Annotated in this window: 17 protein-coding genes; 6 read left to right on the top strand and 11 right to left on the bottom strand. The window is 62.8% G+C overall.

Features of this window, described 5'->3' with window-relative positions; all coding sequences use genetic code 11:
• The first annotated feature begins 10 nt into the window (after nt 1-10).
• From hdaA to ppx, 3 genes are all read left to right on the top strand, one after another.
• Nucleotides 11-700 carry a DnaA regulatory inactivator HdaA gene (gene hdaA / locus AB4Z53_RS16815; protein ID WP_113536879.1) on the top strand — a complete coding sequence of 230 codons (690 nt, stop codon included), beginning with the start codon at nt 11-13 and terminating at the stop codon, nt 698-700.
• A gap of 64 nt (nt 701-764) precedes the next feature.
• A complete protein-coding gene (locus AB4Z53_RS16810; protein WP_291156478.1) occupies nt 765-2,951 on the top strand; it encodes an RNA degradosome polyphosphate kinase in 2,187 nt (728 codons plus the stop codon).
• Nucleotides 2,952-2,962: 11 nt separating this feature from the next.
• A complete protein-coding gene (gene ppx / locus AB4Z53_RS16805) occupies nt 2,963-4,486 on the top strand; it encodes an exopolyphosphatase (RefSeq protein WP_441596681.1) in 1,524 nt (507 codons plus the stop codon).
• 65 nt (nt 4,487-4,551) lie between these two features.
• Here ppx and AB4Z53_RS16800 read toward each other — a convergent pair whose 3' ends face one another.
• The gene (locus tag AB4Z53_RS16800) at nt 4,552-5,910 is read right to left on the bottom strand and encodes an esterase-like activity of phytase family protein (RefSeq protein WP_441596680.1); all 1,359 of its coding nucleotides are present in this window, start codon (nt 5,908-5,910) and stop codon (nt 4,552-4,554) included.
• Nucleotides 5,911-6,115: 205 nt separating this feature from the next.
• On the bottom strand, nt 6,116-7,012 hold the full coding sequence (locus AB4Z53_RS16795; protein ID WP_113536882.1) for an AraC family transcriptional regulator: 897 nt from the start codon (nt 7,010-7,012) through the stop codon (nt 6,116-6,118).
• On the opposite strand from AB4Z53_RS16795, the gene AB4Z53_RS16790 reads away from it, so the two are divergent.
• Entirely contained in the window at nt 7,011-7,418 is a 408-nt protein-coding gene (locus tag AB4Z53_RS16790) for a DUF2000 family protein (protein WP_113536967.1), read from the top strand. The two genes, AB4Z53_RS16795 and AB4Z53_RS16790, sit on opposite strands and share 2 nt — an antisense overlap.
• 20 nt (nt 7,419-7,438) lie before the next feature.
• Here AB4Z53_RS16790 and AB4Z53_RS16785 read toward each other — a convergent pair whose 3' ends face one another.
• The 4 genes from AB4Z53_RS16785 to AB4Z53_RS16770 form a co-directional block, all read right to left on the bottom strand.
• Nucleotides 7,439-8,488 carry an adenylate/guanylate cyclase domain-containing protein gene (locus AB4Z53_RS16785; RefSeq protein ID WP_441596679.1) on the bottom strand — a complete coding sequence of 350 codons (1,050 nt, stop codon included), beginning with the start codon at nt 8,486-8,488 and terminating at the stop codon, nt 7,439-7,441.
• 165 nt (nt 8,489-8,653) lie between these two features.
• Nucleotides 8,654-9,805, bottom strand: coding sequence for a ribonuclease D (rnd, locus tag AB4Z53_RS16780; protein WP_223726911.1), 1,152 nt, complete (start codon nt 9,803-9,805; stop codon nt 8,654-8,656).
• 78 nt (nt 9,806-9,883) lie between these two features.
• Nucleotides 9,884-11,284 (bottom strand): multicopper oxidase domain-containing protein, encoded by a 1,401-nt coding sequence (locus AB4Z53_RS16775; protein ID WP_441596678.1) that lies wholly within the window; start codon nt 11,282-11,284, stop codon nt 9,884-9,886.
• A gap of 99 nt (nt 11,285-11,383) precedes the next feature.
• Nucleotides 11,384-12,625: an MFS transporter gene (locus tag AB4Z53_RS16770; RefSeq protein ID WP_223726913.1), complete on the bottom strand. Its 1,242-nt coding sequence runs from the start codon at nt 12,623-12,625 to the stop codon at nt 11,384-11,386.
• 319 nt (nt 12,626-12,944) lie between these two features.
• Here AB4Z53_RS16770 and aspS point away from each other — a divergent pair, with 319 nt between their 5' ends.
• A complete protein-coding gene (gene aspS / locus AB4Z53_RS16765) occupies nt 12,945-14,732 on the top strand; it encodes an aspartate--tRNA ligase (protein WP_441596677.1) in 1,788 nt (595 codons plus the stop codon).
• Nucleotides 14,733-14,807: 75 nt separating this feature from the next.
• Here the strand turns inward: aspS and AB4Z53_RS16760 are convergent, their stop codons facing one another.
• A complete protein-coding gene (locus AB4Z53_RS16760) occupies nt 14,808-16,010 on the bottom strand; it encodes a serine hydrolase domain-containing protein (protein WP_291163184.1) in 1,203 nt (400 codons plus the stop codon).
• A 66-nt stretch (nt 16,011-16,076) separates the two neighbouring features.
• On the opposite strand from AB4Z53_RS16760, the gene AB4Z53_RS16755 reads away from it, so the two are divergent.
• A complete protein-coding gene (locus tag AB4Z53_RS16755; protein ID WP_441596676.1) occupies nt 16,077-16,727 on the top strand; it encodes a TetR/AcrR family transcriptional regulator in 651 nt (216 codons plus the stop codon).
• 14 nt (nt 16,728-16,741) lie between these two features.
• Here the strand turns inward: AB4Z53_RS16755 and groL are convergent, their stop codons facing one another.
• From groL to AB4Z53_RS16735, 4 genes are all read right to left on the bottom strand, one after another.
• On the bottom strand, nt 16,742-18,367 hold the full coding sequence (gene groL, locus AB4Z53_RS16750) for a chaperonin GroEL (protein WP_113536889.1): 1,626 nt from the start codon (nt 18,365-18,367) through the stop codon (nt 16,742-16,744).
• 112 nt (nt 18,368-18,479) lie between these two features.
• Nucleotides 18,480-18,713 (bottom strand): hypothetical protein, encoded by a 234-nt coding sequence (locus tag AB4Z53_RS16745; RefSeq protein WP_057252607.1) that lies wholly within the window; start codon nt 18,711-18,713, stop codon nt 18,480-18,482.
• A 135-nt stretch (nt 18,714-18,848) separates the two neighbouring features.
• Nucleotides 18,849-19,856, bottom strand: a complete 1,008-nt coding sequence (locus AB4Z53_RS16740; RefSeq protein WP_441596675.1) for a lysophospholipid acyltransferase family protein — start codon at nt 19,854-19,856, stop codon at nt 18,849-18,851.
• Nucleotides 19,846-21,276: a cytochrome P450 gene (locus AB4Z53_RS16735; protein ID WP_291163197.1), complete on the bottom strand. Its 1,431-nt coding sequence runs from the start codon at nt 21,274-21,276 to the stop codon at nt 19,846-19,848. The genes AB4Z53_RS16740 and AB4Z53_RS16735 overlap by 11 nt, the downstream gene beginning before the upstream one ends.
• Nucleotides 21,277-21,394: the final 118 nt, after the last annotated feature.

The raw sequence follows: 21,394 nt of genomic DNA, 5'->3' as shown, positions 1-21,394 counted from the left end.
CGAGTACAGCATGACAAAACGCCCATTTGAACAAATCCCCCTGGCCTTTGGCCACGACCCGGCGACGGGCCGTGAAGACCTGCTCGTCTCCGACAGACTGAGCGCGGCGATCGCGATCGTCGACCATTGGCCGGACTGGCCCTCGCCGGTGGTCATCATCGCCGGGCCGGTCGGCTCGGGCAAATCGCACCTTGCCAGTATCTGGAAGGAGCGGGCAGGAGCTGAGGTCATCCACCCGCTCGCCGGTTCCGATGCTGCCGTCATCGCGGCTGAACGGCCCGTTCTCTTCGAGGACGCCGACCGCAGCGGCTTTGACGACACGACGCTGTTCCACGTCATCAACAATGTGCGCCAGCATGGCACCGGTCTGCTGATGACGACCCGGCTGTGGCCGATGTCCTGGCCGGTGACCCTGCCGGATCTGCGTTCTCGCCTCAAGGCTGCGACCGTCGTCGAGATCGGCGAGCCGGATGACGAGTTGCTGACGCAAGTGCTGATCAAGCTCTTCGCCGACCGCCAGCTCTTCGTCGACGAGCGGCTTGTGGGTTACATCGTTCAGCGCATGGAGCGGTCGCTCGAGGCGGCGCAGACGATCGTCGAACGCATCGACCATCTGGCACTTTCCCGTAGCACCAAGCTCAGCCGGGCGCTCGCTTCGGAAGTTCTCGAAGAACTGGGGAATCAGCGGCGTTCCGATTGACTGTCACAGAACCGTCGTCAAACTGAGATAGCCGGTGCAACCGGAGCAATGGGATCGGATGAGCATGGACAACGCGGTATCGGCGGTGAACGAAAACCAGGCAGCGGTGGAGGATGTCGATCTGCTGGCCAGCCCGCAGCGCTTCATCAATCGCGAGTTCTCCTGGCTGCAGTTCAATCGTCGGGTGCTTGAAGAGACGCTGAACACCGCACATCCGCTGTTGGAGCGCATCCGCTTTCTGTCGATCTCAGCCGCCAATCTCGACGAGTTCTTCATGGTGCGCGTCGCGGGTCTGGAAGGCCAGGTGCGCCAGGGACTTTCCATGCGTTCGCCCGACGGCAAGACCCCGGTCGAGCAGCTCGAAGACATCCTCAAGGAAATCGACAACCTGCAGATGGAACAGCAGGCCTCGCTGGCCGTCCTGCAGCAGTATCTCGCCAAGGAAGACATCCTGATCGTGCGTCCGGCATCACTGTCGGCGCAGGACAGGAGCTGGCTTGCCAACGAGTTCGACCAGTCGATCTTCCCGGTGCTGACGCCGCTCTCGATCGACCCGGCCCATCCGTTCCCGTTCATTCCAAACCTCGGCTTCTCGATGGGTCTGCAGCTCGTCAGCAAGACCGGCCGCGAGCCGATGACCGCGCTCTTGCGCCTGCCGGTGGCGCTCGATCGCTTCATCCGGTTGCCCGATGTCAAGAATGTCATCCGCTACATCACGCTTGAAGACGTCGTCAGCCAGTTCATCGACAGGCTGTTTCCCGGCTACGAGGTCAAGGGTTCCGGTACGTTCCGCATCATCCGCGACAGCGATATCGAGGTGGAGGAAGAAGCCGAAGACCTGGTACGCTTCTTCGAAACGGCGCTGAAGCGCCGTCGCCGCGGTTCGGTGATCCGCATCGAGACGGATTCGGAGATGCCGGCGTCACTGCGCCAGTTCGTCGTGCAGGAACTTGGCGTTCCGGAAAACCGCATCGCCGTTCTGCCGGGGCTCCTGGCGCTCAACACGCTCTCGGAGATCACCAAGGCGCCGCGCGACGACCTGCGCTTCGAGCCCTACAATCCGCGTTTTCCCGAGCGCGTGCGCGAACATGCCGGCGATTGCCTGGCCGCGATCCGCGAAAAGGACATGGTGGTCCACCACCCCTATGAATCCTTCGACGTCGTCGTGCAGTTCCTGTTGCAGGCGGCGCGCGACCCGGACGTCGTCGCCATCAAGCAGACGCTCTACCGGACTTCCAACGACAGCCCGATCGTGCGCGCGCTGATCGACGCGGCCGAGGCCGGCAAGTCGGTGACGGCCCTGGTCGAGCTCAAGGCCCGTTTCGACGAAGAAGCCAACATCCGCTGGGCGCGCGACCTCGAACGCGCCGGCGTGCAGGTCGTCTTCGGCTTCATCGAATTGAAGACCCATGCCAAGATGTCGATGGTGGTCCGGCGCGAAGAGGGCAAGCTCAGGACCTACTGCCACCTCGGCACCGGCAACTACCATCCGGTAACGGCGAAGATCTACACCGACCTGTCGTTCTTCACCTGCAACCCGGTGATCGCCCACGACATGGCGAACATCTTCAATTTCATCACCGGTTATGGCGAGCCGGAAGCGGGCATGAAGCTCGCCGTCTCGCCGCACACCCTGCGCCCGCGTATCCTCAGGCACGTCGACGAAGAGATTGAGCATGCCAAGGCCGGCCGCCCGGCAGCGATCTGGATGAAGATGAATTCGCTGGTCGATCCGGAAATCATCGATGCGCTCTACAAGGCGAGCCGCGCCGGCGTCGAGATTGATCTCGTGGTGCGCGGCATCTGCTGCCTGCGTCCGCAGGTCCCGGGTCTGTCCGACAATATTCGCGTCAAGTCCATCGTCGGCCGTTTCCTCGAACATTCCCGCATATTCTGCTTCGGCAACGGCCATGGGCTTCCATCGGAAAATGCCCTTGTCTATATCGGCTCGGCGGATATGATGCCGCGCAATCTGGACCGGCGGGTCGAGACGCTCGTGCCTCTCATCAACCGGACTGTGCACGAACAGGTTCTGTCGCAGATCATGCTGGGCAATCTCATCGACAACCAGCAGAGCTACGAAATTCTTCCTGATGGCACGTCTCGCCGGATGGAAGTCGGCAAGGACGCCGAGCCTTTCAACGCACAGCACTATTTCATGACCAATCCCAGCCTCTCCGGCCGGGGTGAGGCCCTGAAGTCCAGCGCACCGAAGCTCATAGCCGGCTGGAAAAGCGGCTGGCACAAATAAACTGGAATTGCATGGTCGAGTCTGAAGCGCAGGGGCGTCTGCCCGGCATCCGCCCGGTTTCTGTTATCGATATCGGTTCGAACTCCATCCGCCTTGTCGTCTATGAAGGCCTGAGCCGTTCGCCGGCCATGCTGTTCAACGAAAAGGTGATGTGCGGTCTCGGCAAGGGCATCGATGCCACCGGACGAATGGACGAAGAAAGCGTCGAGCGCGCGCTGAAGGCGCTGCATCGCTTCCACGCGCTCTCCAAGCAGGCGCGTGCGACGTCGATGTATGTGCTGGCGACGGCCGCCGCACGTGAGGCGAGCAACGGCCCGGCCTTCATCGAGAAGGCGGAGGCGATTCTCGGTCACAAGGTCCGCATCCTCACCGGCGAGGAGGAGGCCTATTACTCCGCGATGGGCATCGTCAGCGGCTATCACGATCCAGATGGTGTCGTTGGCGACCTTGGCGGCGGCTCCCTGGAACTCGTCGACGTCTCCGGCACGAAGATCGGCAAGGGCATCACCCTGCCGCTCGGCGGCATTCGTCTGTTCGAACACAGCAACGGCTCGTTGACGAAAGCGCGTACCTGGGTGCGCAAGTTCATGAAGAATTCGCCGGTGCTGAAGACCGGCACCGGGCGTACCTTCTATGCCGTCGGCGGCACCTGGCGCTCGATCGCCAAGCTGCACATGGAGATCCGCGACTATCCGCTGCACATGATGCAGGGCTACGAGATTTCCTATGGCGAGGCGATGGCGCTGCTGCCGGAAGTGATCGAGCCGAAGAACATCAAACCCTCGGCCTATTCGACGATCTCGAAGAGCCGCCGCAGCCTTCTGCCCTTTGGCGCGATCGCCATGCAGGAGGCGCTGTCGATCATGAAGCCGGAGCGGATTTCCTTCTCGGCGCTCGGCGTGCGCGAAGGCTATCTGTTCTCGTTGCTCAAGGACGAGGAACGCGCCCAGGATCCGTTGCTGACGGCGGCGAACGAGATTGCCATCCTGCGGGCCCGCTCGCCCGAGCACGCCCGTGAACTGGCCGACTGGACCGGCCGCATGGTGCCGTTCTTCGGGATCGAGGAGACGGAAGAGGAAAGCCGGTATCGCCAGGCCGCCTGCCTGCTCGCCGATATCAGCTGGCGCGCGCATCCGGATTATCGCGGCCTGCAGGCGCTGAACATCATCGCCCACTCGACCTTCTCAGGAATCACCCACGCCGGCCGCGCCTATATCGCGCTTTCCAACTACTACCGCTTCGAAGGCCTGAATGATGACGGCGCGACGAACGCGCTTGCCGGGATCACCACGCCGCGCCTGCTGGAGCTGGCGAAGCTGCTCGGTGGCCTCTTGCGTGTCGCCTATCTCTTCTCGGCATCGATGCCCGGCGTTGCGCGGAACCTGACGTTCCGCAAATCGTCTCTGCCGGACGTGGATCTGGAAATCGTGGTTCCGGCCGCCTACTCAGAGTTTTCCGGCGAACGACTGGATGGGCGCCTGCAACAGCTTGGCAAGCTCACCGGCAAGCGGCTCGCCTTCCACTTCGAAAGCTGAGCTGAAGAAAATCCCGGATCGAACGGGCAGGGCGCGCGAACTTCGGTTCGCGCGCCCTTTTTTGATTATTCGGCCTTCAGGAAGTCGCCGACTTCGAGCAGCACGAACTCGTTGTCGTCGGCCTTGTCGAGCGAGCGACCGGCCGAGAACGGCAGGTTGTTGTCGTTGCCGACGATAATGTGGGTCTCATCGACGCGGTCGACGTTCTCGATGGTGACGAAAGGCATGTCGTAGAAGCCCTCGCCGCCGCCCTGGCGCTTCCTGTTGTCCGGGTCGGCGATCTTCAAGAGGTCGATGTAGCCGATCTTGCGCACCGCCTTGCCGACATTGCTGTCGTCGAAGGCGATCTTGTAGATGCGTTTGACCTTGGAGCCCGTTGCGAAGCAGTCCGGCTTCGGGTCCTTCGGATCGGCGCAGGCCTTGTCGACCGTGCCAGCGCCATTGTCACGCTCGATCACCAGCGCGGTCTTGTCGTCGAGCATGTTGAAGTCGCCGATCGCCTCACCACCTTCCGCCAGCGGATAGAGCCAGCTGCGGCCGGTCCAGGCTTTGCTCGCAACATCGAGTTCGATGATGCGCAGCGCGGGGCGGCCATCGGCCTGCTCGACCGTTTCGCTGTCGGTCCAGATCGGGCCTTCGAGCAGGCCGTAGAGCTTGCTGCCGTCCTTGGAAAGCGCCATGCCTTCATAGCCGCCGGAACGCTTCAGGTTGAAAGCGGGCGTCTTCTTCGATGGATCGCCCTGCAGCGTCAGCGTCGGATTGTCGGGCGAAAGCACCGGCTTGCCATCGACCGTGGTCGCGATCACGTCCGTCAGTTTGCCGTCGAGGTCGAACTTGAGGACGTAGGGCCCGAATTCTTCGCCAACCCAGAAGCCGTCGGCGACCGGCTGGATCGATTCGACGTCGAAGTCAGCGCCAGTGAGATAACGCTTGTCGGAGCCTTCCATGACGATCGGGAAGGGGGCCTTCTTGTCCGGGTCGGTCAGGAACAGCGTCTTCAGGGCTTCGACCTTGCCGCCATCCCAGTCCATCTTCACGTGATGCAGCATCAGCATGGCGTCGCTTGAGTTCAGCTTGCTGCCGAAGCCGTTGTCGGAGAGGCTCCAGAATGTACCGTCTTCCATCGCCTTGATGCCGGAGAAGCCCTGCATCGGCTGGCCGTCGAAGGGAAGCGACAGGCCGGTCCGGCGAACGCCATCCTTGCCGGGAACGGTGCCGAGCGCTTCGGCGCGCTTGCGGTCCGCGGTGGTGAACTTGCCGGAGGTCTTGAGATACTCAGGCGCGTCCGCAGGGGCGGCGATGATCGTGTTCGCCGGCAGGATTGCGTGACCCTTGAGGGTCGCGGTGAAGGACTTTTCCTCGGCCGAGGCGGCCATCGTCATCAAGAGAGAAAGAGCCGCGGTGGCGAGAAGCGTTTTCGTCATGAAAGTCACCCTGGGTTGGAGCCTTCTGCATGTCTCCTTGGATCGCCCTCGATCCAAGGAGACAGACATGCAGCAAATTCGACGTGCCACAGCGACCGTTGCGCGTCTTGAGACACGCGGTGCTGCAGTCCGCAACCCGATAGGCGGCTATGATGACGGTTGGGTGATGCTTGCTTTACAACCCGATGAAGCTTTGGTGACAGGCTCAGCCTGCCATGGCGAGGCTTGCCCAGCGTCCGGGCGTGATGCCGTAGGCGCGCTTGAAATGGCGGGTGAAATGCGCCTGATCGGCAAAGCCGGTTTCGAGCGCAGCGCCTGCAAGACTTTCTCCCCTGGCGATCATCTGGCGGGCACGCTCCAGTCGGCGCATCAGGAGGTAGCGATGCGGGCTGGTGCCGAGAACCCGGCGGAATTGCCGGGCCAGCGTAAAGCGATCGAGCCCGCTGACCGCCTCGAGTTCCTGGGAGCCGACCGGGCGTTCGAGGTTGGCGCGAAGGAATTCGGTTGCCTCGAGAACGGCCTGCTTGTCGGCCTTACCAGGCTTGGTGTCCCTGGCGCCGGCGTGGCGGTAAAGGCCCTCTGCGATCCGCACGAGGATGTCGTCGAGCGCCAACTCGTCGATGCCATTGTCGAGATCCATCACGGCTTCTCCGACCGCCTGCCGCAGGGCCTCGTCACCCACGACCGGTGCTGCCACGAAGGGCAGAGTACGGTCGGTTTCGCCGAGTGCTGCGAGCAGCCGTTCCGGCTGCAGGTACATCATCCGGTAGCGCAGCCCGATCTCCGTTCCGGCGCCGCCATCATGGACCTCGTCCGGGTGGAGGATGATGATGCTCCCGGGATTGCTGAAGCGGCTTTCGCCGCGGTACTGGAACGTCTGGACACCGCCCAGCGTCACGCCGATCGCATAGGTGTCGTGACGGTGCGGCTCGAAAAATTTTCCGTGCAAGCGCGCCTCGATGCGTTCGATGCCATCGACGGCAGGTGCGACCCGGATGCCGTCGCCAGGCGCACCGCACAATCGTTCAAGATCGATCGCGGCATCACCCGATAATGCGTCTTCCGGCACACCCTGTCGGGCTGAAATGGAGATGACCGTCATGTTCAATACCAAATTTGCAATCGTCTTGCGCGAGGACCTGGCAACCTGGCAGAAGCTGAACGTCACCGCCTTCCTCGCCACCGGGATTGCCGGGCAGAAGCCCGATATTATCGGTGAAGATTATCGCGACGGCGCCGGCAACGTCTACAATGCCTTGAGCATTCAGCCGATCATCGTACTCGCTGCAGATGGGAAGACGCTCGGCGACATTCAACGGCGCGCGATCGAGCGAGACGTGCGAGCATCGATCTATGTCGATGGCATGTTCGCCACCGGCCACGACAACGCCAATCGCGCGATTTTCGCAGAGACCCGCCCGGATGACGCCGCGGTCGCCGGCATCGCCATCCACGCGGACAAGAAGCTGGTCGACAAGATTACCAAAGGCGCAAAACTGCACGGCTGACGGATGCAGATCGACGACGGCTATTCCGCGGCGCTGGGCGCAAGAGCAGGTGTCGCGCTACCGACACGCAGCGCCAGAACGCCGAGCTTCTGGCCGCGCCCCTTGACCGCGTGCTCGCCGAGATCCTCAACCCTGACATAGTGCGGCAAGCGCATTTTGCGGGCTAGGTCGGTAGAGATCAGCACCTGGTGGCCGAGCGTCTTGCAGAAGCCTTCCAGCCGGGCGGTGGTGTTCACCGTGTCGCCGAAATAGGTGATCTTGTGCCTGTCGAGGCCGATTTCGGCAGCGACGATGGTGCCGCCGTGGAGGGCTGCGCGCAGGCGTGGGACCTCACCGAACTCCTTCTGCCAGCGGTGCGCGTCCGCATCGATGGTTTCCAGAATATCGAAGACGCAATGGATGCAGGCGGCGTTGTTGGTGGCGCGGTCGAAGGGCCAGGTGATGACGGCGGCGTCGCCCACATAATCGTCGATCGACCCGCGATAGCGCAGCACCGGGTCGGCAATCGTTGCGAACAGCTTGCCGAGATATTCCTGCATGCGAAGATCGCCGTACCGTTCGGCAAAGGAGGTCGAGCCGGCAAGATCGATGAACAGAAAGACCCGCTCTTCCTGGATCGGTCTGCGGTAGCGCCCCGTCAGCAGGCTCAGGAACACGTCGCGCCCAAGCAGTTCGCGCACCCTTAGAATGAAGACGAGCGATCCTGAAATGCCGAGCGCGAAGAACAGGACCGTCTTGGACGGCATCATGGCCGCCATCCAGTGGTCCTCCATCACGCCGGTCGCCTGCATGATCAGGCCGGCGACGGCGTAGCCGACGTCGAGAAGCACGAAGTAGACCGCGAGCGAGGCGACGAAGAACACTGGGGTTGAGAAGGCGTGGATGCGTCGATTGAGGCGCCGGAAGACGACGCGCCGTTCAAAGGCGATGATCGGCAGGCACATGAAGAGCGCATAGGTGGCGCCGATCAGAGCGCCTTTTCCATAGAAGACCCATGCGTAAACCGCGCCTGCACCCGCAACGACGAGCAGCAGGAGAAGTCCTTCGAAAGTGGAGAAGCGCCAACGCATGCGGAAAGCCCCGGTACCGGAAGAAGCGGCTCCGTGTCAGTCGGCACGGTTGACCGCGCCGGCTGCACGCCTTGTCACCCCGTTTGAGACGGTGGTGATTCTGTTCCGCCGCGCTTTCAGCTAGAGCCGGATTCGGGCGGAAACTTGTCTCCGCCCGTGTGGGGCTCAGTTCCCGAGCTCGACAGTCTCGATCTTCTTGTCGACGAAACGAAGGGCCACTTCGCCATTGATGAGCTTCAGCGCGGTTTCACCGAAAAGTTCGCGACGCCAGCCCTTGAGCGCGCCGACATCGGCCTTGTCGCCCTCGGCGGCGATCTTGTCGAGATCGTCGCTGTTGGCGATGATCTTCGCGGCCACGCCCTGCTTTTCGGCGATCAGCTTCAAAAGCACCTTCAGCATTTCGCCGGCGGCAGCGGCGCCTTCCGGCGTGTGGCTTTGGCGCGGCAGTTTCGGCAAGTCGGCCTTCGGGATCGCAAGCGCCTCGTTAACCGCCTCGATGACCGCCGTTCCGGCGCCGGAGCGTTCCCAGCCCTTGGGGATGGTCCTGAGCCGCGCGAGCGCTTCCGCGTCCTTCGGTTGCTGCTGGGCGATTTCGTAGATGGCGTCGTCCTTGAGGATGCGACCGCGCGGTACGTTGCGGGCGCGCGCCTCGCGTTCGCGCCAGGCGGCGACGGTCTTGAGGACGGCGAGTTCGATCGGCTTCTTGACGCGCATCTTCAGACGCTGCCAGGCATCGTCGGGATGCAGGTCGTAGGTGTCCCGCGCTTCGAGGATTGCCATCTCTTCGGTCAGCCACAGCGAACGCCCCTCGCGCTCCAGTTCGGCGGCGAGATACTTGTAGATGTCGCGCAGATGCGTGACGTCGGCGAGTGCGTAGTCGAGCTGCTTGTCGGTCAGCGGCCGGCGGCTCCAGTCGGTGAAGCGCGAAGACTTGTCGATCTGGGTACCGGTGACGCGGTTGACGAGCTGATCATAGGAGACGCTGTCGCCGAAACCGCAAACCATGGCCGCGACCTGCGTGTCGAAGATCGGGTGCGGAATGAGGTTGCCGAGATGGAAGATGATCTCGATATCCTGGCGCGCTGCATGGAATACCTTGATGACCTCAGGATTGGCCATCAGCGCGAAGAATGGAGCGAGGTCGATGCCCTTGGCCATCGGGTCGACGATGACGGCAAGATCCGGGCTCGCCATCTGGATCAAGCAGAGCTCCGGCCAGAAGGTCGTCTCGCGCAGGAATTCGGTATCAATCGTAATATAATTTGAGCGGGCCAGCTGTTGGCAGGCGGCCTCAAGGTCTGCGGTTGTTTCAATCATCAGATTTAGATCACTGTGGCAAAAATGCGGCTTAGATTTTCGTGTAACCCTTCGCGGCATCTGTCACAATCGAAATTCTCAGACGATCTTGAAATAACCCGTCATGCCGGCCTTCTGGTGCTCGATGATGTGGCAATGGATGACCCAATCGCCCGGATTGTCTGCCACCAGCGCCACTTCCGCCTGTTCGTCGGGCAAGAGCAGGATCGTATCGGTCGGCGGCGGCAGGAAGGTCCGCTTGTTGGAATTGAGGATGCGGAAGCTCAAGCCGTGTAGGTGGATCGGGTGGGCGTGCGGCGTCCGGTTGGCGACCTGCAGCACATAGCTCTTGCCGAGCTTCATCTCCTCAATCGGCGCGATCGGGTCAGGCGTGTCGCCCGGCCACGGCACCTTGTTGATCGCCCAGAACGTATAGCCGAGCGAGCCGCAGATCGAAGGAGCGGCCTTGTGTTCGGCTGTCGCCGTCAGTTCGATCGGCACGCGGATCGCGGTGGAAAGGTCCGCCTCGGCGACAGGGTTGGCGGGCAGGGGGGCGACATCCCTGAGATCGCGTTTGAGTGTAGCGCCAGTCGCCCGGAAGCGCGCGATCGTCCAGGGATGCGAACCCCGGAAATTGCCGAGTGCAACCGTCTGCCCCTCGCCATCGGGCATGCGCACGACAAGATCGACGCGTTGGCCCGGGCCGAAATCGTAGCGGTCGAGCGCAAACGGCTTGTCGACCGGATTGCCGTCGAGCGCGATCACCGTCGCCGGCGCGCCGTCGAGACCGATCGTATAGATGCGGGTGACGTCGGTTGCGGCGATGCGCACGCGCACCAGGCCGCCGGCGGGCGCGTCGTAGGTCGGTTCCTGCTGCCAGTTGGCGGTACGCACCGTGCCGTAGGTGCCGCCGCGTGCCGCATCGCGCGGCTTGAAGGGATCGATGAAGGCACCGCCTGTGCCAAGCCGCCAGTCGCGCAGGTTGAGCACGATTTCGGCGTCGAACACCGGATCCTCAGGGTTCTCGACGACAATCACGCCGGTCATCCCGGCGCCCATCTGGGTCAGCGTGTTGCAGTGGGGATGGTACCAGAAGGTGCCGGCGTCGGGCGGCGTGAACACGTAGTCGAAAGAATCGCCCGGATAGACATAGGGCTGCGTCAACTCGGGCACCCCGTCCATGGCGTTGGCGATCCTGAGCCCGTGCCAGTGCACCGTCGTCGGTTCGTCCAGCCGGTTGATGAGGCGCGCGGCATAGGGCTCGCCTTTGCGCATGCGCAGGACTGGTGGCATGCCGCTGTTTTCGGCCTCACCCAGTCCGTAGGTCATCACTTTCGGCGTCACGCCGTCGCTGGCGATCTTCGCGTCGATCAGCTGCGCCGTGAGAAGCTGCGGATCAGGCGCGGTGCCCGCACGCGCCGCCATGCCGGCGCCGAGCGCAAAGGCGCCTCCCAGCGCGGCAGAGCCTTGAAGAAAAGTACGGCGGCTGATGACGGGCATTCGGCAATCTCGGGAGCTGTTCGCGTTGTCGCCGGTTCTAAACCTGATTGTGGAGTTCAGCAATTCTTTCAACGGCGCGCATCTTGCCGCAGGTCGGGGTCAACCGTCCTTGCGCTTGTGGTTGTTGCTGGCCGCAAGCTTGTTGAAGAAAGACGAGGTGCGCAGAAGATTGCGGAACGGCATCGCGCGCTCCTGTGTGGGCACCGGCGCGCGCGCCGTCATGCGCTGCAGGGTGTAGAGCATGAACAGGAAGAGGATGGCCGCGGTATAGATGAACAGCGCCTGCGGTCCGAAGATCTCGAGCAGGAAGGATGCAAACAGCGGCCCGATGATGGCGCCAAGAGACCAGAAGAACAGCATGCCGGCGGACACCAGCGCGTGCTGACCCTCTGCTGCGTGGTCGTTGGCATGCGCTGAACAGAGCGAATAGAGCGGCATCGCAAAGGCGCCGAAGAGGAAGATGCCGGCAAAGTTCAGCCACTCGTCGTTGCCGGCGCCGAAGGCGAGGAACAGGCCGGCGAGCAACGAGCCGAAGGTGGCGATCAGGATGATCAGCCGACGGTCGAGCCGGTCGGAGTAATGACCGAGCGGGTATTGCAGCACGACGCCACCAATGATGCCGGCGCTCATGAAGGTGGCGATGGCCGTCACCGACAGGCCGATCCCTTGCGCATAGATCGGGCCAAGCGAGCGGAAGGCCGCGTTGGTCAGGCCGACGACGATGCAGCCGACGGTCGCGAGCGGCGAGATGTTCCAGAGCGCCTTGACGTCGAAACGGATCGCTTCCGGCGCGACCGGGCTTGATCGGTCGGCAAAGGAGATCGGCACGAGCGACAGCGTCAGCGCCATGGAGATGATGGCGAAGAGTTCGAAGCCTTCGAGACCGATGCCGGGGATGACATATTGCGCCGCCGTCACCGAACCGAGATCGACGAGGCGATAGACGGAAAGCGTGCGCGCCCGGTTGGCATTGGTGACGCTGGCGTTGAGCCAGCTTTCGACGGTCGCGAACAGGCAGGCAAAACAGATGCCGGCCAGCAGCCGCATCAGGAACCACATCAGTGGATTGATGACGAGCACCATCGAAATGGCCGCGGCCGAAGCGATCGCCGCCATGGCCGAGAAGGTGCGGATGTGACCGATCGATCGCAGGATGCGCGTGACATAGACGCAGCCGAGCGCGAAGCCGATGTTGTATCCGGCGCCGATCACGCCGATCAGCGATGTCGAAAAGCCCTCTTCCAATGCGCGAAGCGAGATGAAGGTGCCCTGCAGGCCATTGCCGCCGATGAGGATGCCTGCAGTTGCGAGAAGGGGGATGAGCGGGCGAATCTGAGACATGGGGCAGGCGACATCCGGAAATCGGCCGCGACTCGGGGATCAATGCGGGCCTTCAAATGTGTAGCCCTGCATTCTGCCGCCGGACAGTCCCGAATTGTGACGATTGCCGTTCTTTTCGCGGCATTTCGGCTTGCTCCTGCCACAAGCGGCCTTGGACTGGCCGTTTCCTTCGTTTACAACGCACCTCCATCGGGGGCGGCAGCGGTCGCGCGGCTTGACAAAGGCTGCGCATCATGCGCTTTTCCGCCCGATTTTGACCATGTTGCCGCGCGCCGTTCCAGCGAGCCTGCGCGGCTCTTTGCAATTCCGGGATAAGACGATGCATCGTTACCGCAGCCACACCTGTGCCGCCCTCCGCAAGTCGGACGTCGGCTCCACCGTTCGCCTTTCCGGCTGGGTCCATCGCGTACGCGACCATGGCGGCGTACTCTTCATCGACCTGCGTGACCACTACGGCCTGACCCAGGTCGTTGCCGATCCGGACAGCCCGGCCTTCAAGGTCGCGGAAACCGTTCGCGGCGAGTGGGTTATCCGCATCGACGGTATCGTCAAGGCGCGTACCGACGACACCGTCAACAAGGGCATGCCGACCGGCGAGGTCGAGCTCTACGCCCAGGAGATCGAAGTTCTCTCGGCCGCCAAGGAACTGCCGTTGCCGGTCTTCGGCGAGCCCGACTATCCGGAAGACGTGCGCCTCAAGTACCGTTTCCTCGATCTGCGCCGCGACACGCTGCACAAGAACATCGTCAAGCGCACCCAGATCATCTCGTCGATGCGCCGCCATATGGGCGATGTCGGCTTCACCGAATACACGACCCCGATCCTGACGGCCTCGTCGCCGGAAGGCGCGCGCGACTTCCTGGTTCCTTCGCGCATCCATCCGGGCAGCTTCTACGCCCTGCCGCAGGCGCCGCAGCAGTACAAGCAGCTCCTGATGGTTGCCGGCTTCGACCGCTACTTCCAGATCGCACCGTGCTTCCGCGACGAAGATCCGCGCGCCGACCGCCTGCCGGGCGAGTTCTACCAGCTCGACCTGGAAATGAGCTTCGTCGAGCAGGAAGACGTCTGGTCGACCATGGAACCGGTCATCCGCGACATCTTCGTCGAGTTTGCCGATGGCAAGCCGGTGACCGAGAAATTCCCGCGCATCCCCTATGACACGGCGATCCGCAAGTATGGCTCCGACAAGCCGGACCTGCGCAACCCGATCGAGATGCAGGCCGTCACCGAGCACTTCGCCGGCTCCGGCTTCAAGGTCTTCGCGAACATGATCGCGTCGAACCCGAAGGTCGAAGTCTGGGCGATCCCGGCCAAGACCGGTGGCTCGCGCGCCTTCTGCGACCGCATGAACGCCTGGGCGCAGAGCCAGGGCCAGCCGGGCCTCGGTTACATCTTCTGGCGCAAGGAAGGTGAAAAGCTCGAAGGCGCCGGTCCGCTCGCCAAGAACATCGGCGAAGAGCGCACGGATGCGATCCGCACGCAGCTCGGCCTCGACGACGGCGACGCCTGCTTCTTCGTCGCCGGCGACCCCGCGAAGTTCTACAAGTTTGCCGGCGAAGCCCGCACCCGCGCCGGCGAGGAACTGAACCTCGTCGACCGCGACCGCTACGAATTCTGCTGGATCGTCGACTTCCCGTTCTACGAATGGCTGGAAGACGAAAAGAAGATCGACTTCGCCCACAACCCCTTCTCGATGCCGCAGGGCGGCCTGGAAGCGCTCAACGGCGAAGATCCGTTGTCGATCAAGGCCTACCAGTACGACATGGTCTGCAACGGCTTTGAGATCGCCTCGGGCTCGATCCGTAACCAGCTGCCGGAAGTGATGGTCAAGGCGTTTGAGCTGACCGGCAAGTCGCAGCAGGAGGTCGAAGACCAGTTCGGCGGCCTCTACCGGGCATTCCAGTACGGCGCACCGCCGCACGGTGGCATGGCCTTCGGCATCGACCGTATCGTCATGCTGCTCGTCGGCGCCAAGAACCTGCGCGAGATCTCGATCTTCCCGATGAACCAGCAGGCCGTCGATCTGCTGATGGGCGCGCCGTCCGAAGCGACGCCGGCCCAACTGCGTGAACTGGCGCTCCGCCCGATCCCGCAGAAGAAGGACTAAGGTCGAACGGACCCGATGAAAAACAAAGCCCGGCGATCGTCTCGCCGGGCTTTTCTTTTGATGCGGTCGATCTGTTCAGCGTTTGCCGTAGACTGCGTCGCGAACATCACGGGTGAATGGCCCCCACATGCCTTCGAAGGTGGTATTCGTCATGGCGACGACGGTGATCTTCTCGACCGGATCGACGAACCAGTTGTGCCCATAGGCGCCGCCCCACTGAATGGTGCCTTTCGATTGCGGTGTGGCGCCGGCCTTGGGATCGACAAGCACGGCCCAGCCATAGCCGAAGCCCCAACCGGGACCCTGCGTCTGAGCCTCCGCACCGGTCTGGTCCTGCGTCATCTTCTTCACGGTCTCTGCCGACAGGATAGGGCTGCCGCCCTTGCGGATGGCTTCGAGGAACGTCAGCACATCCTTGGCCGTACCGGCCATGCCGGCCCCACCCGAGGGGAATTGCTTGGCGTCGAGGATACGGCCCGGCGAGAACGTCAGCTTGCCTTCCCCGATCGGCACCGCGACACTTCCTTCCATGCGCTTCGGAGCAGGGGACGCATCGAAATAGGCGGCGGTCAGTCGCTCCGATGGCTTCGACGAGAAGCCGGCGTCGGCGAGGGAAAGCGGGGCGACAACGAGTTCGTTGACGGCCTTGTCGAGCGTCTTGCCGGTCGCTTTCTCGATGACGCTGCCAAGCACGTCGATCGCCAGCGAATAGCGAAAGGTCTTGCCCGGTTCGGATGCGAGCGGGACGCTGGCGAGACGCTTCAGGTTCTCGTCGAGCGAGATGTTCGTGAGATCGAGACCGTCGGAGACGCCGGCCTTGGCATAGAGGCCGCCGGGTGGCTGGAAGAAGCCGTATTCTAGCCCCGCCGTATGGTTGAGCAGGTGGCGGACGAGGATCGTCGCCGGCTTGCCGTCAAAGGTCGGCTTGAAGTCCGAGAGCCACTTGCTGACCGGATCGTCAAGCGTGATCCGGCCCTCTTCGACAAGCCGCATGGCCGCCGCCGTCACGAAGGGTTTCGTGACCGAGGCAAAGCGGAAGATGTCGTCCTCCTTCATCGCGCGGCCAGCCTCCCGGTCGGCGAGGCCCGCAGCGCGGGCATAGACGAGTTCGCCGTCGCGGGCGACCAGGATCACGGCCCCGACGATGCGTTTGTCGGCGATCGCTTGGTCGATCACCGGGTCGAGCCGTGCGCCGAGAGATGCGTTCTGATCTTCGGCCAGTGCAGGGGAGGCAAGCAGCAAGGCGAGGAGCGCAGCTTCTTTCAGGTGGAGACTCATCGGACAAATCCCTCTATAATCACAATGACCATTCCTTAATACGTCAGGTTGCGAGGGAATTCTAGAGTGACCATTGTGAAAAATAATGAATCCGCAGAATCATCCGTTCGCCGCCGGGGACGGCCGCGCGCCTTCGACCGCGACGTGGCTCTGGCTGCAGCCGGCGATACCTTCTGGAGGCTCGGCTACGAGGGCGCCTCGATCTCCGATCTCACAGCCGCCATGGGGATTACGCCGCAAAGTCTCTATGCCGCCTTCACCTCGAAGGCAGATCTCTATCGCGAGGCGCTTGAACAATATCGGCGCGAGGCGGGCGCTGCGGCGGGCCGCAATCTCGCCAGCGAAGGGCATGTGGTCGAGGTGATCGACAAGATACTGCGCGCCTCTGCGCACGAGTTTACGCTTCCCGGCAGACCGAAGGGCTGCATGATCTCAACCGCGGTGCTGACCTGCGCCGTCGAGAACCATGCGATCGCACAGCACGTGTCCGCCTTGCGCAGCGAGACCCTGGCGCTGCTGGAGGCCCGTTTCAGGCAGGGCGTCGTCGACGGAGAGTTGCGTGCCGACACGGACCTCGCCGGGCTTGCGCGCTTCGTCGGCGCGATCCTCCAGGGCATGACGGTGCAGGCGCAGGACGGCGCCAGCGAAGTGGAACTCCTGGCGATCGCCGAACTGGCGATCGCCGAGGTGGCGCGCCATCGGCATCCTTCTTCCTGAGCGGACTGAGCGCGTCAGAAATCCATGCCGGGGCCGGGCGGTGGCGTGGGGCCGTTCTTCTTCGGCTTCTCGGCGACCATAGCTTCGGTCGTCACCAACAGGCCGGCGACGGAGGCCGCATCCTGAAGCGCCGCGCGCACCACCTTGGCCGGGTCGATAACACCCATGCGGAAGAGATCGCCATATTCGCCGGTCTGGGCGTTCCAACCGTGGGCGAAATCATTGTTCTCCCTTAGCTTCCCGACGATGACAGAGCCTTCGGCGCCGGCGTTCTCTGCAATCTGACGCACGGGCATCTCGACTGCTCGCCGCACGATCTCTACGCCGACGCGCTGATCGTCGTTGGCAGCCTTGAGCCCGTCGAGCGCATGGACGACCCTGAGCAAGGCGACGCCACCGCCTGGCAGAATGCCTTCCTCCACGGCGGCGCGCGTTGCATGCAGCGCGTCGTCGACGCGGTCCTTTTTTTCCTTCACCTCCACTTCGGTCGACCCGCCGACGCGGATCACCGCGACGCCGCCGGCAAGCTTGGCGAGCCGCTCCTGCAGCTTTTCGCGATCATAGTCGGAGGTCGTTTCTTCGATCTGCGCCTTGATCTGGCTGACACGTCCGCCGATATCCGCTTTCGCTCCGGCGCCGTCGACGATCGTCGTGTTCTCCTTCTCGACCATGACCCGCTTGGCGCGGCCGAGCGTTTCGAGCGTCACGTTCTCGAGCTTGATGCCGAGATCGTCGGAGATGACCGTACCGCCCGTGAGGATGGCAATGTCCTCAAGGATCGCCTTGCGCCTGTCGCCAAAGCCTGGCGCCTTCACCGCGGCGATCTTCAGGCCGCCGCGCAGTTTGTTGACGACGAGCGTGGCAAGCGCTTCGCCCTCCACATCCTCGGCGATGATCAGCAAGGGTCGGCTCGCCTGGATCACCGATTCGAGGATCGGGATCATCGCCTGAAGGTTGGAGAGTTTCTTCTCGTGAATGAGAATATACGGGTCTTCGAACTCGACGCGCATCTTTTCCTGGTCGGTGATGAAGTAGGGGGAGAGATAGCCGCGGTCGAACTGCATCCCCTCGACGATTTCGAGTTCGATCTGGGCGGTCTTGGCTTCCTCGACGGTGATCACGCCCTCGTTGCCGACACGCTCCATCGCCTGTGCCAGATAGCTGCCTATTTCCCTGTCGCCGTTGGCCGAGATCGTGCCGACCTGCGCGATTTCCTCGTTGTTGGAGATCTTTCGGGCATGGGTTTTCAGCTGCGCGACGATCGCCTCGACGGCGAGGTCGATGCCCCGCTTGAGGTCCATCGGGTTCATGCCCGAAGCGATCGCCTTGATGCCTTCCCGGACAATGGCTTGAGCAAGCACGGTGGCCGTCGTCGTTCCGTCGCCTGCGACGTCGCTGGTGCGCGACGCGACCTCCCGCAGCATCTGCGCGCCCATATTCTCGAATTTGTCTTCGAGTTCGATCTCCTTGGCAACCGATACGCCGTCCTTGGTGACGCGTGGTGCACCGAAGGCCTTGTCGATCACGACGTTCCGACCTTTTGGACCGAGCGTCACCTTTACGGCGTCGGCGAGGATGTCGACACCACGCAGCATACGATCGCGGGCATCGCTACTGAACTTGACTTCCTTGGCTGCCATTGTGGATCTCCCTCAACACAAAACACGTGGCCTCATGCTCCCGCCGCCCGCCGAGCGAGGGGGCAGCCTTGCCTGCAATCGAAAACCTTCGCACGCCTTGCTGCCTGTTCGGCTACGTCGCGAAGTCCCGTTCCTCGTCATTGTCCGGCGTCAGGATATCGATCAATGCCGCAACGCGGCCGGCCGGCAGGTGGCGGCCTTCACCGATCAGCGCTTCGTCGTTGTTGACCCAGGCAATAGCTTCGGCGAGTTCACCCGCCGTGGCGCCCGTCGCAAGCAATTCGGCCATCAATGTCTCGTCGACCGGGCCAAGGATGGCGGTGATATCCGCATGCTTCAGTCCCATGGACTCCTCCTTCCGTTTTATCGGTCAGGAATGCGGGGACCTCGGATCCCCGCCCAAGGTAAATAGGCCGGGGTCCGAAGGCATCAAGCGTTGATCATATCATGGAAGCCAAGCCGGCGAAAAACCAAGAGGTCGTCATTCCGGCCGAAGCGCGTTGTCGAGGTAGTACCATTGGTCGAGATGCGCATGAACGATGGGCTCGATCGCGTTGTTCAACAGCAGCATATCGTCCAGGAGGCGGGCGTTGGGGTCATCGGAAGCCGGTAGCCGGATGGGCTCCAGCGCCCGGCATTCGAAACGGAATCCCTTGGTGCGCACACCGTACCAGGGGCAGATCGTGGCACCCGTCATGCGCGCTAGGCGAATGGCGAGCGCAAAATTGCCTTCCTGATGTGGCTTGCGGTCGAAGAACGGCCCGCGGATCATGCCGCCAAAGCCTTCGTCGCAGAACATGCTGACGACGCCGCCGTTCTTCAGGATCTTGATCGCCGGGCGGATCCCCTCCATGCCCGGCGGCAGAAACCGCAATCCGGCTTTGCTGCGAACGCGCTCGGCGATCCAGGCCTTGGCACGGCCCTTGGGCGGGAGATAGAAGGCATAGGGGCGCACATTGATGCTCTGCAACACAGTCGGGCCAACTTCCCAGTTGCCGAGGTGCATGCCGACGATGATCACAGGCCCAGTCTTGGCCACTTCGCCGATGATGTCGAGGCCGTTCAACGTCAGCCGATCACGGTTGTTTTGCAGCCGGTTCACGACCGAGAATTCGGTCATCAGCCGACCCTGTGACCGGCAATTCTCGCGAAAGAGCGCCTCTTGCCCGGCCGCGTCGAGATCGGGCCGCAGTGCGCGGATCGTCTCGCGTGCGCGCTGCGATGCCACCTTGTGGAAGCGCGGCACGGCAAAAAGACCGAGCGCTGCCCCAAGGTTGGAGCAGGCGTCCATTGGCAGCAGCTTCATCCCGAAATGGCCGGCGAGATGCGCGAGGTTCCAGAGATTATCCGTCACCCAATAGCGTCGGAACGCATTGAAACCCTCGCGTCCCGAAAGGGCGTCGGCGAAGGTCGGTCGGCCTTCGCTTGTAAAGCTCCAGGCCTTTCGTTTGGCAATCTTCTCGGTCTGGCGTGGTTCTTCAGCGGTCATGGGATGGTCTCTGCCGTCTGTGCAGGGTCACCGGTAGTCCGCCCTTCGGCCTGAGCGTCAGCCGGCAGATCGGCTCGACCGCGTGGTGTTCGCGCAGGCGCACCCGGTACTGTTGAGCAATGATCGCCAGGCAGAGGATCGCTTCCGTCAGGCCGAAATGCAGGCCCGGGCAGACGCGCGGGCCGCTGGCGAAGGGGATGAAGCTGTATGGCGTCGGGCGACGGCCTTCGGTGAACCGCTCTGGGTGGAAATGGTGTGGATCCTGGAAGAGGCTCTCCGTACGGTGCAGGAGCCACGGCACGATCAAGACGAGCGAGCCCGGCTCGGCGGCAACATCGCCGATCATGTCCGCCTCGCGGGTCTGCCGCGCCAGGATCGGAACCGGCGGGTAGAGGCGCAGCGTTTCCTCGATGACGGCGCGGCACCATTCGAGCTGCGGCACGTCGTCGATCGTCGGCGTTCTCTCGCCGCAGACCCTGGCGATCTCGTCATGAACGGCTTTCTCGATCCAGCCTGCCTTGGAAAGTAGATACCAGGTCCATGTCAGTGTCGCCGCCGTCGTCTCGTGGCCGGCCATGAAGATGGTCGCGGCCTCGTTTCGCAAGGCGACGAGGTCGAGTTTCAGCTCCGGATTTCGCTGCTGTCGTCGGATGAGCAGCTCGACCATCGAATTGTGGTCGCCGCGGCCGGCAAGGTGATCCTCCACAACCTTGTCGATCGTTCCGTGGATGCGCTTGACCGAGCGGCGCAGGCTCGGGGTGCGCAGGACGGGCAGGCCGTCGTCGAAGCCGAGGAAGTAGCCGATGTTGATGGAATCCACCAACGACTGGTAGCTGGTAAAGCCCTCGGTCACGGCGGCCGCACTGTCGTCGCCGAGCTGGTTGCCGAAGACGCTGCGCGCGATGATCTCGGCAGTCAGGCCCGCCATTTCGTGGAGCGCATTGACCTCGGCTCCGTCGGGCATCTCGTTCCAGCGCTCGACTAGTTCGCTGGTCGTCTTCTCCATGACAGGGCCGAAGGACGGCACTCTCTTGGCGTGGACGATATCGGCGACCAGCGGACGGCGTTGTTTCCAGGTGTCGCCGTCGGAAATGAACAACCCGTCTCCGAGGAGAAACTCGAGCGCCCGGCGCATCTGTGGGCTCTTGCGTTCGAAGTTCTCGTGCCGCTTGACGACGACCTGTCGGATCAGATCGGGCGAGTTGACGACGATGATCTGCCGACCGAGGATCCGGATCTGCGAGACCTTTTCGGTATAGTCACTGGCGCGCCAGATCGACAGGAAATCTGTTCGTGCCTGAAGCAGCAGCCGCAGCGGCTTCCCCGGTGGACCCGAATAGTAATCGGCGCGGACGGGAGCGAACTTCCCCTCCAGCAATTCTTCCCTGAAATTTACAGATTGCTGGAACCAGGCGAGCATTTACGTCCGATCTGCCGTAACGTGACGATGATATTCAGGCATCTATTTGTATTTCGTGCACGAGGTCCGAGAATTCCCGGTGTGCTTTAAATGTTCTCAAGTTGCTGGACGTCGGTTT

Source organism: Ensifer sp. 2TAB8 (assembly GCF_052115125.1).
Classification (GTDB): domain Bacteria; phylum Pseudomonadota; class Alphaproteobacteria; order Rhizobiales; family Rhizobiaceae; genus Ensifer.
The sequence above is the reverse complement of the archived record's forward strand: the minus strand, read 5'-3'. Positions and strand labels throughout refer to the sequence as shown.